Origin of the sequence: Candidatus Vondammii sp. HM_W22 (assembly GCF_022530855.2) — a bacterium.
Classification (GTDB): domain Bacteria; phylum Pseudomonadota; class Gammaproteobacteria; order Chromatiales; family Chromatiaceae; genus Vondammii.
This window is the reverse complement of the sequence record NZ_CP099567.1, coordinates 719,812-733,518: the sequence shown is the minus strand read 5'-3', so window position 1 is coordinate 733,518 and position 13,707 is coordinate 719,812. Positions and strand designations below refer to the sequence as shown.

At 51.5% G+C, this 13,707-nt stretch carries 11 protein-coding genes and 1 pseudogene; 4 read left to right on the top strand and 8 right to left on the bottom strand.

Features of this window, described 5'->3' with window-relative positions; genetic code table 11:
* Nucleotides 1–107: 107 nt before the first annotated feature.
* The 3 genes from MN084_RS04185 to pepN all read right to left on the bottom strand — a co-directional run bounded on the left by MN084_RS04185 (nucleotide 108) and on the right by pepN (nucleotide 5,217).
* Nucleotides 108–851, bottom strand: coding sequence for a ParA family protein (locus tag MN084_RS04185; RefSeq protein WP_241087087.1), 744 nt, complete (start codon nucleotides 849–851; stop codon nucleotides 108–110).
* Entirely contained in the window at nucleotides 848–2,434 is a 1,587-nt protein-coding gene (locus MN084_RS04180; RefSeq protein ID WP_241087088.1) for a CHAD domain-containing protein, read from the bottom strand. Before MN084_RS04180 ends, MN084_RS04185 begins: the two co-directional genes overlap by 4 nt.
* 146 nt (nucleotides 2,435–2,580) lie before the next feature.
* Nucleotides 2,581–5,217, bottom strand: a complete 2,637-nt coding sequence (pepN, locus tag MN084_RS04175) for an aminopeptidase N (RefSeq protein WP_241087089.1) — start codon at nucleotides 5,215–5,217, stop codon at nucleotides 2,581–2,583.
* A gap of 142 nt (nucleotides 5,218–5,359) precedes the next feature.
* On the opposite strand from pepN, the gene grxC reads away from it, so the two are divergent.
* The 4 genes from grxC (at nucleotide 5,360) to fusA (ending at nucleotide 8,720) form a co-directional block, all read left to right on the top strand.
* The gene (gene grxC, locus MN084_RS04170) at nucleotides 5,360–5,641 is read left to right on the top strand and encodes a glutaredoxin 3 (RefSeq protein ID WP_241087090.1); all 282 of its coding nucleotides are present in this window, start codon (nucleotides 5,360–5,362) and stop codon (nucleotides 5,639–5,641) included.
* Nucleotides 5,638–6,039 (top strand): RNA-binding S4 domain-containing protein, encoded by a 402-nt coding sequence (locus MN084_RS04165; RefSeq protein ID WP_241087091.1) that lies wholly within the window; start codon nucleotides 5,638–5,640, stop codon nucleotides 6,037–6,039. The genes grxC and MN084_RS04165 overlap by 4 nt, the downstream gene beginning before the upstream one ends.
* Before the next feature lie 5 nt (nucleotides 6,040–6,044).
* Nucleotides 6,045–6,500 carry a hypothetical protein gene (locus MN084_RS04160; protein ID WP_241087092.1) on the top strand — a complete coding sequence of 152 codons (456 nt, stop codon included), beginning with the start codon at nucleotides 6,045–6,047 and terminating at the stop codon, nucleotides 6,498–6,500.
* 165 nt (nucleotides 6,501–6,665) lie between these two features.
* Nucleotides 6,666–8,720 (top strand): elongation factor G, encoded by a 2,055-nt coding sequence (gene fusA, locus MN084_RS04155; protein WP_241087093.1) that lies wholly within the window; start codon nucleotides 6,666–6,668, stop codon nucleotides 8,718–8,720.
* Nucleotides 8,721–8,964: 244 nt separating this feature from the next.
* On the opposite strand, the pseudogene MN084_RS04150 reads toward fusA, so the two are convergent.
* The 5 genes and pseudogenes from MN084_RS04150 to nrfD form a co-directional block, all read right to left on the bottom strand.
* Nucleotides 8,965–10,040 (bottom strand): annotated as a pseudogene (locus tag MN084_RS04150) (IS3 family transposase); the annotation flags it as partial.
* A gap of 79 nt (nucleotides 10,041–10,119) precedes the next feature.
* Nucleotides 10,120–10,401, bottom strand: coding sequence for a hypothetical protein (locus tag MN084_RS04145; RefSeq protein ID WP_241087094.1), 282 nt, complete (start codon nucleotides 10,399–10,401; stop codon nucleotides 10,120–10,122).
* A 41-nt stretch (nucleotides 10,402–10,442) separates the two neighbouring features.
* Nucleotides 10,443–10,763 (bottom strand): HesB/IscA family protein, encoded by a 321-nt coding sequence (locus MN084_RS04140; protein ID WP_241087172.1) that lies wholly within the window; start codon nucleotides 10,761–10,763, stop codon nucleotides 10,443–10,445.
* Nucleotides 10,764–10,775: 12 nt separating this feature from the next.
* Nucleotides 10,776–12,158 carry a cobyrinate a,c-diamide synthase gene (locus MN084_RS04135; RefSeq protein ID WP_241087095.1) on the bottom strand — a complete coding sequence of 461 codons (1,383 nt, stop codon included), beginning with the start codon at nucleotides 12,156–12,158 and terminating at the stop codon, nucleotides 10,776–10,778.
* A gap of 355 nt (nucleotides 12,159–12,513) precedes the next feature.
* Complete coding sequence (nrfD, locus tag MN084_RS04130) at nucleotides 12,514–13,707, bottom strand: NrfD/PsrC family molybdoenzyme membrane anchor subunit (protein ID WP_241087096.1); 1,194 nt, start codon at nucleotides 13,705–13,707, stop codon at nucleotides 12,514–12,516.

Sequence of the window (13,707 nt, the reverse complement as noted above, 5' to 3'; positions counted from 1 at the left end):
AGCAACCTTGCTATTAATTTAACACCCGGAACGCGTTAACCAGACGGTTGAAGAAATTGGTGGACTTTCACTCACTACGACCACCTATGGCAGGCCCCGTTGAGTAATCATCCAAGCTTGGTTTTGACCTCTTTCCACAGGGCCTCGTAAGCCCGGCCGGCAACACTGTGGAGAGCGTAGCTGCCCAGGGGGGCACGATAGATACCCATGCGCTCCACGTCACTGGCATATGGAATATAGGTGGAGAGCAGTTCAGGATACTGTTTGGGGATATTTTCCAGCGTATCCAGATGCATACGCTTGCGCCGGTCTACCATGGAGAAGAAAGGCATTCGCTCTACATTGCTCACTTTGTGGCCATCGAGAAAATCCACCAACTGCTCATAGGTGCGCATCGAGAGCGTTGTGGGGATGTTAGGGACCAGCAGCGCATCGGCAGCGCGGAAAATATTCTCCGATACCAGGGATATGCTGGGTGGGCAATCGAGAAAAATCCTGTCGTACTCCCGAGAGAGCGGACGTAGCAGTTTCAGCAACTGCCTGACGGGCTTCTTTGCCTCACCGAGCATCAGGTCCATGTTCCGGTAGGAGAAATCTGCCGGCAACAGATCGAGGAGATCAAAGTCACTCCCTTTTATCTGGCCATCCAACTCACGCTTCCCCTTGATCATTTTACTGCCGCCACCCTTGATCCGCGGCTTGACGCGAAAATAGTAGGTGGCAGCGCCCTGAGGATCGAGATCCCAGACCAGGGTGCGATAACCGTCCAAGGCCGACATATAAGCCAGATTTACCGCTGTGGCCGTCTTCCCAACGCCCCCTTTGATGTTGTAAACCCCGATAATTCTCATGCCTTCTTCACCTTCTTTTTCATCGGGGCAAAAAGCGCCTGATAAACCGCTCTGCCACCCACCTCGGAAAAGAGTGCGAAGCGGGCTGCAAACTCTTCACGGGCCAGTCGCTGACTTTCTAGCAGCCCATCCACCAGCATGCCCACAGCCAGCAGAGTATCCGCCTTCACCTCGCCTTCCTTCACCATCTGATGAGCAAATTCACGCAGTTTGTAGGCCTGCACCTCCATATCCTGATAGTCACCCAGATTATCCAGCAGCACCTTCAGGGTTTTAATCAAAGGGCGAACCTGATTGCCAGGATAGAGGCTCTGAAAGAACTCCAGGAGATAGCGCAACTTTTTACAGCTTTTGCGCAGTTCATGGAGGTCATCTGCCGGGGATGTCGGGATGATAGCTAACCCCTCCCTGAGCACCCGTTGATAGATCCTGAAGATGCGTTTTCCCGCAACCTCAGCCACACGCCTGTCGGCATTCGGTACCCCCGGCCGTTCCGGCAAGGGGGATTCAAGGTAGCTGCGCCACTGTTCAAGTATGCCGCGAAAATGGGGCGAGTCGATCTTTCGTGACATCGCCCTATGCTCACTTTTCTGGTGGGCAATCAGAAACGCTTTCAAGGGTTCGACGTCCTCACGGAACTGCTCCGGCAGGCTCTCTCTGAATTTGTCGAACCCGAGCAGATAGACATGCATATCCCGAGTCGGGCCGGTTATCTTGCCAACCCAGGAGAAACTCTCTTTGAACCGCTCCACCACATCAATCGGAAAGACATCCTTTACCTGGGCCAATACTGAACGGGTTCGTCGCACCGCAACCCGGAGGTCATGAAGAAACTCAGAATCCAGGTCGGTACGGGTACCGGGAATATTGATCTCGATGATATCCAGTAGACGCAGGTGTATGGCTCTAGCCACAGCAACGGCTCGCATCTTCGGTTCAAAATGAAAGTTCAGTTTCGAGCTGTAATTTACCGGCTTGCTGCCGAGTGCATTCATCGCCGCTTCCAGCATACTCGCGGCCCCGCTCTTTATGCCCAGCGTTTCAGTCAGAAACTCCTCGACCCGCTCCAAAGGCTTTGGATAACCACGCACCGGCACCAGATTGATACGGGATGGCAATGGGACAAAATCACCCTTCCCCGGAAAACGGCCGCTGTTCTCCTCCATCACCAATCGCAGTACGGTCTTCTCCTCCCGGTCAAACAGCCGCAGGGTCCGCACCTGGGTTTTAACCTCTACCTGGTGCAACAAGGCACGCATGGCTATGGCAGGAGTGAGTAGGCTCTGCATTATTCCAGGCTGAAAATCCCAGGCGAAATTGGGAACAGAACCGGTAAAACGCAATGTCTCTTTTACCGCACCATCCTCCAGTGAGCGCCAGATCAGCGAGCGCTGTTTGCCACTCCGCTCCTCCAGCAACTCGCCACCAGACAGAAAAACGCGCCAGTCAAAAGTGTCATAGAAGGTACGCCGTAACACTTTTCTCGACTCATTACCCATACAAAATTCGGAGGAGAGCGCAGATATCACTTCTCCAACGGAGTCGCCATCTGCAATCTGGTACTGAAGAGCGCAGCCTGCCATGTTTTCTTATTCCTGTCCTAATATCTGTTTTTCAGCAGTAATGAAAGGGCATTAGTCTACCCCAACTTAACGCTTCTTTGGGTGTAAGCTATCAATAACATCGTGCAGATATTTGCAAAAGGGTGTGGGGTTTTAAGAGCTTACCGCTATCCTTCCAGGCTCTTTGAGGCAATTTCGAAGAGATCTTTTGATATACCATCATGCTCGATGATTCGCTGAAACTGGTGCTTCATCAGCGACTGCCGAGATGGGTCATACCGGCGCCAGCGGGACATGATGCGCAGCATACGTGCCGCCACCTGAGGATTGATGGCATCGAGCTCCAGCACCCGATCGGCAAGAAATGCATAACCCTCACCATCAGCAGCATGAAAATGGATCACGTTCGCCGAGCAGAAGGCACCCACCAGGGCACGGACCTTATTTGGGTTGGTAATAGAGAAATCCGGGTGCTTCATCAGCCGCTTTACCTGTTCAAGAGCATCAGGCCGCTTGGAGATCGCCTGAACGGTGAACCATTTGTCGAGTACCAACGGGTCATCTTTCCAGCGCTGTTGGAAACCTATCAGAACCTGCTCCGATTCAGTACCGCTTCTGTCCGCCAACAAGCTGACAGCCGCCATCACATCAGTCATGTTGTGGCCGGCGTTGTATTGATCGATACAGAGTTGGCATACCTCAGCATCATCCTGCTGCATCAGATAGCTGAGGCAGAGATTGCGCAGGCTGCGGCGGCCGATGGAAAGGGGATCAGGCTGATAGGCGCCCTGCTCGCGATTCGCTTCGTAGACAGCCATTAAGTCACTGCGCAAGGCGGCCGCCAGCTGGCTCTTGAACCCTTCCCTGGCGGTGTGAATACCGACAACATCGACTTGCGCCATCTGATCCCCAAGATAAGACTCGGCGGGCAGCGTCAGCACCTCTACCAACAGCGCCTTGTCGCTGACAGAATCCGTCAACGCAGAGCGGACAGCGTCGACGAATCCGTCGGGAAGAGGCGCTCCAGGGTTAGCAACCCGCTTTAGTATAATGCGCTGCATCAGCGTCTGTGCCGCATCCCATCGGTTAAAGCCATCATTGTCCCGCGCCATCAGGAACATCAATTCACTATCGCTATAGTCGTAACGAAGCTTCACCGGAGCGGAAAAACCTCTCAACAGCGATGGCACCGGCGCCTCAGGAATATCGATAAACGTGAACCGCTCTGTCTCCCGATGCAATGAGAGGATTCGGCTCTCTGAAACAGGCTCGGCCTCTCCCTCCAGTCGTAACGGCAGGTCATCCCCCCGTTGATCCAGCAATCCCATCGCAAGGGGTATGTGCAGCGGTGATTTTTCGTCTTGCCCCGGTGTTGGCGGGCAACTCTGCTGTACTGTCAGGGTGAAGCTTCGAGCAGTTGCGTCATACTCTCCCGTGATCTGCAGTTCAGGTGTACCCGCCTGGGTGTACCAGCGTTTGAACTGTGCCAGATCGATGCCGCTGGCATCTGCCATGCAACGGACAAAATCGTCGGTTGTAACAGCCTGACCATCGTGACGTTGAAAGTAGAGATCCATCGCTTTCCGGTAGGTTTCAGCCCCCAGAAGATTGTGCTGCATGCGCACCACTTCGGCCCCTTTTTCATAGACAGTCAGAGTGTAGAAGTTATTGATCTCGATATAAGAGTCGGGCCTTATCGGATGCGCCATAGGTCCGGCATCTTCAGCAAACTGGTGAGCCCGCAACAGACGCACATCCTCAATCCTCTTAACCCCGCGAGAACCCATGCCGGCCGAAAACTCCTGATCTCTGAAGACAGTCAGGCCCTCCTTCAGGCTAAGCTGGAACCAGTCACGGCAGGTAATGCGGTTACCGGTCCAGTTATGAAAGTATTCATGACCGATCACCCCCTCGATGCTCTGGAAATCCCGGTCCGTCGCCGTATCAGGCCGTGCCAGTACATATTTCGAGTTGAATATATTGAGACCCTTGTTCTCCATCGCCCCCATATTGAAGTCGTTCACCGCCACGATCATGAAAATATCGAGGTCGTATTCACGGCCATACTGCTGTTCGTCCCATGCCATGGAATTTTTCAGTGATTCCATGGCGTGATCACATTTATCGATGTTCTCCGATTCCACATAGATGCGCAGGTCAACATCCCGGCCCGATGCCGTAGTAAAACGGTCTTCGATAAAGCGAAGATCGCCTGCTACCAGAGCAAACAGATAGGCCGGCTTGGCAAAAGGATCTTCCCAGGTAACTTTGTGCCGCCCATCCTCCAGCAGCTCCTGATCAATCAGGTTGCCATTGGAGAGCAATATCGGATAGCGCTCCCTGTCGGCCACGATAGTCGTGGTAAAGCGGCTCATTACATCCGGCCGGTCAAGAAACCAGGTAATCTTGCGGAACCCTTCCGCTTCACACTGGGTACAGAACATCGAGCCGGATTGGTAGAGCCCCTCCAGCGCGGTGTTTTCCTGAGGTTTGATACGGACACTACTCTCCAGGGTGAAACGTTCCGGCACCTGATGGATGGTCACACCCTCTTCATCCAGGGTGTAGGCATCAGCTTTCAGTTCATCCCCATTCAGCGTGATAAAGAGTAATTCCAGCTGCTCCCCCTGCAGCCTCAGGCTCTGACCCGCATTTTCCGCTGCTGGGTTTCGCTGCATAGAGAGGACTGAGTGAACCCGGGCCTCCGCCTCATCCAGATAGAACCGGAGATCCACCTGGTCGATTAAGTACTCTGGAGGGCGGTAGTCACTGAGGTAGGTGGTTTTCGGGGTTTCCTGAAGCATCGGTTCTCTCTATATGGGTAATCGGGTATTCAGCCAGCGACTATACTAGACTCCACTTGGGCCTGTCTCCTACCGGACTGTAGACCCCTGAGGAGTCGGTTGGTAGGATGGTTCGCCCATAGTCGAGGCTGAGTGACAACCTATGCCGAAAGTCGTTATCTATAGCACTACAATCTGCCCCTACTGCGTGCGTGCAAAAATACTGATGGAGAAAAAGGGTGTTGCATACGAAGAGCGGAACATACAGAGCAGCCGGGAACTGATGAAAGAGATGCTTGAGCGCAGCCAGCGCAGAACAGTTCCACAGATTTTCATCGATGATTACCATGTGGGCGGCTATGACGATCTGGCGGAACTGAATGCCTTTGGGAAACTCGACCCTCTATTGGAACTGGCTGCAAATGATGAACCGGATATCACATGAGCGAGACTGGGCAACCAGAGAGTTTGCGCCTTGATAAATGGCTCTGGGCCGCCAGATTCTTCAAGACCCGGCAACTGGCCATAGAAGCCGTCAACGGCGGAAAAGTCCACCTCAATGGACAGAGAACAAAGCCCGGAAAGGAGGTCAAGCCAGGCAGCCGGTTGCAAATACACAAAAGCGCGCTGGAGTGGGATATTGAAGTCAGGGTGATTCCGAAACAGCGCCGGCCCGCTTCTGAAGCAATGCACTTCTATCATGAGGCTCAGGAGAGTATTGAAAGGCGCCAAAAGACCATTGAGGAGCAACGCTTGCTGCGTGCAGCCAGCCCACAGCCCTCCTCTGGACGACCCAACAAACGGGAACGCAGAATGATCCATAAATTCACCGGCAATAAGTAACCACTATGGACCAGGACGCCTACCATAAAACCTACAATGAGATGAACGAGCGCTACTGCCTGTATGAAAATGGGATACTGGCAGGCGAATGCAACTGTTCGCAGTCAGAACACTTCTATCTGGCGGAAAGAGTGGGCATCCATTGTAAAATGGATGATGCTCAACAGGGATGCAGAGAGTTTCTGGAGCTGCTCCGCCACCATGCCCGTTTCACCCTGAAAACCAGTGACGAACTCTCCTCGCTACCTCACGGCAAGGCGATGCGCCTCCAATCAGGCGGCCTTAGAGGGCTCTACGCCGCCCTGAATGACTCGGACCAGCTCCCGGCCTGCATCGAAGATGTTCATCGCCTGATCCACCTAGCAAAGGAGATGTTTGAAAGTCTGGATAATATCCCCTTTCAAGAGGTGATCAAACAGGTCGCTGCCTGCCAGGGTCACAAACGCCGCTCCAAACCCTGAGCACCCCCATTAACCTCCCAGGAACCAACAGACCGGCCGCAAACCCAATATTTCCTCTCATAAACCAACTATTGTTGATCAGGATCATAGCGCCAGAAGCCATCTTCCATTGGGATAGCTATCAGTCATTGAACTATTATCCTTAACATCCTTTAGGAGAGAAATATGCCTGCATACACCACCCACGATATCCGAAATATCGCCTTGGTTGGCCAATCAGGTGCCGGTAAAACGACGCTGGTGGAAGCCCTGTTATATCGTGCGGGAACAATAAAAAATCAGGGCAGTATCGAGCAAGGTAATACCGTCTGTGATTTTGACCCTCAAGAGAGGCAATATGAACACTCCCTAAATGCCTCACTTCCCTGGTTCGAAAAAGAGGGAAAGCATGTCAATCTTCTGGATACACCGGGACTTCACGATTTCTTCGGGCGCGCGTTCAGCGTGCTGAAAGCCGTCGAAACCACAGCCATCGTGATCAATGCCGAAGCCGACATTGAGTCCGCAACCCAGACAATGATGGAACATGCCAAAGAAGATGAACTCTGCCGGATCATTATCATCAACAAAATCGATTCACCTGATGTCGATTTGGAAACGCTGGTCAACGGGATCCAAAACACCTTTGGCAGTGAGTGCCTGCCACTGAACCTTCCATCTGCATCCCGTGACAAGGTCGTAGACTGCTTCTTTAAGCCTGAAGGAGAGGCAACCCTTTTCTCCTCGGTGGAAGAGGCTCACACCACCATAATCGACCAAGTGGTGGAGGTGGATGAAGAGTTGATGGAGATCTACCTGGAGCAGGGCCAGGAACTGGATCCCAAACAGCTGCACGATCCGTTTGAGAAAGCCCTGCGTGATGGACACCTGATCTCGATCTGTTTTGTCTCTGCAAAGAGTGGAGCCGGCATCGGCGAGTTGCTTGAAGTAATGGCAAAACTGATGCCGGACCCAACGGAAGGCAATCCACCCAATTTTCTCAAAGGAGAGGGTTCCAGTGCCGTTGCGATAGACATCGGGACCGATCCGGCGAAGCATGCTGTCGCTCATGTATTCAAGGTCAGTAATGATCCATTCCGTAGAAAACTGTGCATATTCAGGATTCACCAGGGCACTATCACCCCCAATACCCAGCTGTTTATCGGTGAAGCAAGAAAACCCTTCAAGGTGTCCCACCTGCTGCGCCTTCAGGGCAGTGAACAGAGTGAGATGGCCAGCGCCATCCCGGGTGATATCTGCGCGGTCTCCCGTGTGGACGAAATTTTCCGCGACGCCGTACTGCACGACTCCCATGATGAAGATAATTTCCACCTGCAGCCGGAGAGCTACCCAATGCCGCTATTCGGTCTGGCTCTGATCCCGAATAACCGGAGTGATGATCAGAAACTCTCAGATGCGCTACACAAACTGGAATCGGAAGATCCCTGCCTGGTATTTGAACACGACACACAGGCGAATGAGACGGTGATTCGGGGTCTGGGCGACCTGCAGCTGCGGATAGTGCTGGAGCAGCTGGAAGCACGCTACAATGTCCATGTGGAGACACGTCCACCCAGCATCCCTTACAGGGAAACCATCAACGCACCGGCAGAAGCTCACCACCGGCATAAGAAGCAGACTGGTGGTGCAGGCCAGTTCGGTGAAGTCTATCTGCGTATTGCCCCTCTCTCTCGGGGTGAAGGTTTTGAATTCGTCGACCAGATAAAGGGCGGCGTGATACCTGCGCCGTTCCTCCCGGCCATTGAAAAAGGCATCCGCCAAGCATTGGAGGAGGGATTTATCGCCGGTTACCCTCTGCAGGATCTCAAGGTAACGGTTTTTGATGGCAAATTTCATGCGGTTGATTCAAAAGAGATCGCCTTTGTGGCCGCCGGAAAAAAAGCCTTTCAGATTGCCCTGGAGAATGCCCATCCCGTTGTCCTGGAGCCGATGGTTGAGTTACGCGTAGAGGCTCAGGGCGAGGCCATGGGTGATATTACCGCGGATCTTTCCAGCCTGCGTGGCAGGATAAGTAATACCGGCACTGCCTCCAATGGCCATCTGATTATCAGTGGTCTGGCACCACTGGCAGAGCTTGATGACTACAGCTCAAGACTGAAATCCATAACCGGTGGTGAGGGGAGCTATAAAATCATCTTCAGCCACTATGCGCCTGTACCTGGAAATATCCAGCAGCAGCTAGCGAAGAAACACCAGCAGGCAATTCACGGAGGGAATTAACTGTTTTTTCTGATCCTTGGAGATAGAGGGTCAGTCAGATTAAGGGACACAGGGCATGAGAACAGGAGAAAACAACCGAGTCCTCTGCGTATTCTCCGCCTTCAAGGCACTCTCTGAGTCCCTTTCTAAGACATTGCAAACAGGCACTGCTTAACCCGTATTGATACCACGCAATACACCAAGCCGAGCCATTTGACCTTCCCCCCATCTTAATACCAAGACTTGGATGAGATAATTCATTCCAAGCGGCCCTATTCACAAAGGCCACAGGTGACAAATAATTTAATGCGCTATGAGGCCGCACGTGATTGTAGTGCTCTCGCCATTGATCAATTTCATGTCTAGCGTCATCAATGGACCTGAACCAATGCTGATTTAAGCATTCATTTCTGAATTTACCGTTTAAGCTTTCTACAAACGCATTCTGAGTAGGCTTACCTGGCTGAATAAAACCTAGCTTAACGCCACTTTCTTTTTGCCAGTAGAACATCGCCTTGCTAGTAAACTCAGTACCGTTGTCGCAGATTATTTGATCCGGAGCGCTCCTTAGCTCAATCACCTGAGTTAAAAAACGAGCGACCTGGTGACCATTGATCGAGAAGTCAGAGAGCTGGCCAATAACTTCTCTTGAGTAATCATCAATCACATTAAATACTCGAAAGCGACGACCATTAGCCAACTGATCACTGACAAAATCCATTGACCAGCGTATATTTTTACCAATGGGCATAATCATTGGCATTCTTGGTCGTATTATCTTCTTGCGTTTTTTAGTCCTCACTTGAAGACCTTCTTCGTTATAGACTCGGTAGATCCGCTTCTTGTTTTTCACAAGCCCCTCTCCTCTCAGGAGGCCATGTAAAAACAAATAACCATAACTCGGATGCTTTTTTGCCAGCTCAAGTAACCGTTTGCGTAGAGGCTCATCTTTTCCCCATTGAGTAACGTACCGAAAAGCGGTTCTACTTAAGCCTACTAATTGGCAAGCTCTACGCTCACTTAATTTGAACCGCGACTTAAGGTAGCTCACGATTTGTTTTCTATCAGCAGGCTTTACCACTTTTTTGAGAGCACATCCTTCATCGCCTCAGCTTCAAGCATTTTCTCGGCAAGTAACTTCTTAAGCTTGTTGTTTTCGCTTTCAAGCTCTTTGAGCCGTTTGGCTTCTGAGACATCCATCCCGGCGTACTTGCTTCGCCAGTTATAAAAGCACCCGGTTGAAATGCCGAACTGACGACAAATGTCATCAACTTTTACCCCTGACTCATGCTGCTCGATGGCACCAATAATTTGCTCTTCTCTGTAACGCTTCTTCTTCATGTTGAGATCTCCTAATATACAAACTAATTGGAAATCTCATCCTTGTCATGGCTCTATTTGGGGGGGGAAAGGTCAAGCTCTATCCCGGTTCTGGCAGCAGCTTGAGCATCAGTCTCGTTGTCCCATTACCGGAGTCGATCAAAGGCGGCAAAACCAACTGAAAAGATTCAATATCCTGACATGGTGGCTGTTTTTCCGGCAGGTCATCCGGAGTGGCCGCAACAAAACCAACCAGATAAGCCGTTTTTCTTGATGCTTTTTTCCACAGTTTCAAGCGAGTCTGCTGATCCACCAGTCCTGGCTTCAACGTCACTGCAGCCTCACCCTCTTGTAGCAGGGCATCTTCGCTTGAGAGTTCCATTATTGAATAATCAGAGGTCTATTTTCCGCTATTTTCGTCGGTCACTCATCACTCTTTTCTGGAGGAACGTAATTAGGATCTTGCGGATTATGGAAAACAAAACTGTAATCACCATTCTCCAGTTCGAGATAATCCATCACTGTCTGATCCAGCCGCGGCGCAAACTCCGGTGCCATAACCACTTGAATGCCACTGTAGACTTCGACGATATCATCATCCTTCATTTCATCGAATCCCATCAGGTAATCGAGGCTCTCATCCCCATTCTTCCGAACAGCCATGCGCAACGCGATACCTTCTGTTCCTCCCTGTTTGGAGGCTATTTGGATCTGCTTGGCAGCGGCATCAGTAATTTTAAACATAGACAAGCTCTCTTACTGCTTATTGAGGACCTTACAGGCCCTGACATGTTCGACAAACCTTTGGGTCCAGTGATTGCCACCCGCATCTCTCAGGTGGGTATAACTGGCCAGCAGATTTTTATATATCAGCCCATCACTACTCCCGTCAATTCCAGTTCCCCGTGTTACCTGATAGGCAAAACGAATGTCTGGATCGAGGTTTTCCAGTGCTGAGTAATGAAACTCATGGGCTGCGATTTCTCTCCCACTTCCCTCTATCTTTGGCCACAGGCTCTCCCCGGTCTCTCTCAACCGGACGTAGCCTCTGCCCTGGGGACGCGGGTACATCATAATATCACCGGGAATCGCACCCACCATTTTACAGGTTTCCCCCTGCCAAGTCAGTTTTCGGGACAGGTACATCAAGCCCCCGCACTCAGCATAAGCAGGACCACCTGATTCGATAAAGTCTCTGATCTCACTCCGCAGAGAGGTATTGGCCTCCAATTCATTCATCATCACTTCCGGAAAGCCTCCCCCAATAAACAGGCCATCTACAGCGGGGAGGTGCGGATCATTCAGCGCATCAAAAGAGACCAGGTCGGCTCCTGCTTGAGCCAGCTTTTCAAGATCCCCCGGGTAGTAAAAGCCAAAAGCACAGTCACGGGGATAACCAATCCGGACCCGCTCACCATCAAAGTGGTGATTTACAGGCTTGATAGAAGGCAGATCAGGAGTTGTCTCAGCAATGCCAAGTATCCGGTCAAGATCGGTCTGGACTGCAATCCGCTCACCCAGAATCTGGATTTTTTCATAGGCCTCACCTGACTCATTACTCGGCATTAGCCCGAGGTGACGCTCATCTATCATCAAGTCCGGTGAGTTGTGAACCGAGCCGACAACAGGCACATCCGTATAGTGATCTATGACGCGGCAAAGCTTGTCCTCGTGGCGACTGCCACCCACTTTATTGAGAATAATGCCGGCAATCCGGATATCCTGTTCAAAAGCTTGGTAACCCAATATCAATGGCGCTATGCCTCGGGTCATGCCCCGGGCATCGATCACCAGGAAGACAGGAGAACCCAGCAAAGTAGCCAAAGCCGCATTACTGTTGCTGCCGTCCAGGCTGAGCCCGTCATAAAGCCCTTTGTTTCCCTCGATAATACCGATATCCGCACCCGCCATACCGCGGCTGAAGTCCTGCTGAATTTCGTCCCGGTCCATGGTGAAAAAGTCCAGATTGACGCAGTTCCCGCCACTGGCTGCAGAGAGCCAAAGCGAATCGATATAGTCAGGGCCTTTTTTAAAAGTCTGCACCTGCATTCCACGACCACGCAGCGCGGCGGTCAGACCGATGGACAGCGTGGTTTTACCTGATGATTTGTGGGCAGCTGAGATAAAAAAGTAGGACATTCTTTTAAGGTCTGATACTAAAGTTTAATGGCGATAAGCCCTCAAAAATACGGTACAGATGTTTGCAAGAGGGTATGAATTTTCTGAGGAATTACCGAAGGCTAAAGGATTTTGGGTAAATTTTCACCCCTATTCCCAGTCCGTGTTACCTGAAATAGTCCCAACTTTTCATCTTCAGAGTCCCCAGCAAGGGATCTGTAAGCCATGGAGTTGGGCGTTGGATGCAAGCGGATTTGTCCTGAGCCTATTGAAGGCCAACACAATCCCGGTGGGATATTCACAAAAAAACCCACCACCGATTGTGCAATGGTGGGTTTCTGTTGATCACGAACCGCCCGTATATGTGCCGGTCTCTCTATTCCGCTGTATCCTCAAGGCTCTCTGGCAGTACGTGCAGCATGCGGGATGCTACCGCCACCACGGCCATGGCAACCGCCACACCCCCCATGCCAAGCAGCGCTTCGGGAACAGTTGGCACATAGACACTGACTACGCCATCGAAGAAGCTGCTCTCGAGTACCTCTTTACCTGGGAAAATATTCATCGGGTAAGCCTGACCACCGATGACGATGATGTAGATCTGGATGAAACCGCCGATCAGTACCAGCAATGAGGCTGCAACAATGGCAAAGCGGGAACTCGAAAACGCGGGTGAATAGATCAGGAACAGCGGAACGACACCACCGATAAGCACCTGTCCAATCCAGAACATGTTGGTATAAATACCGCCATCCAGCAGAATGAAGCGCTCGACTCCATGGTGTTGGGTAACGTACAGATTGGTCAGATGATAGACCAGTGCAAAGTAGAGTACGGCACCAACAAAGACGCCCATCAGGTTTTTTAGTTTTGCCAGCCTGAGATCACCCAGGGCACGCCCAGCCCACCAGTAAGCGGACATCAGAGTGATGATAAAAAACGCCAGACCAAAACTGAAAGACATGATTATAAACATCGGCGCCATGATGGCGGCATCATAAGCTTCTCGAGCCACCAGGAAACCAAAGATAGAACCGGTACCGGTAGTCAATGCCAGACGCCAGAAGAAGGCCGTATAACCCACGGTGGTCTTATGCTGCTGGACCTTACGATCGATCATGGTCCAGATATAAACACCTACGATGGCGAAGAACCCGCTATAGAGGATGATATTCCAGGCAAAAATCGATTTGAAATTATAGTAGGTCATTGCCACGATCAATCGATCGGGCCGTCCCAGGTCAAGCAACAGAACCACCAGACCGCCAGCGAGGAGTCCAATGGCCAGCAGGCCGGAGAAACGCCCCAGTGGCTTATACATGGGACCGCCAAAGACGGAGCCGATAGAGGCAACATTGAGTGCCCCGGATGCAGCCACGATCAGGAAAATGGCGAATACATGAGGCAACCCCCAAACAATCTGGTTGCTCATACCGGTCACATAGTGACCATGGTGCTCCATATAGTAGGTGGCACCCAGAGCCAGCAAAATAATGAAACCGAGGAAGGCTAAACCGCCCCAGAACCTGGGTGAACTGCACCAAAGCTCACGATAGTGCAATTTTTTCAT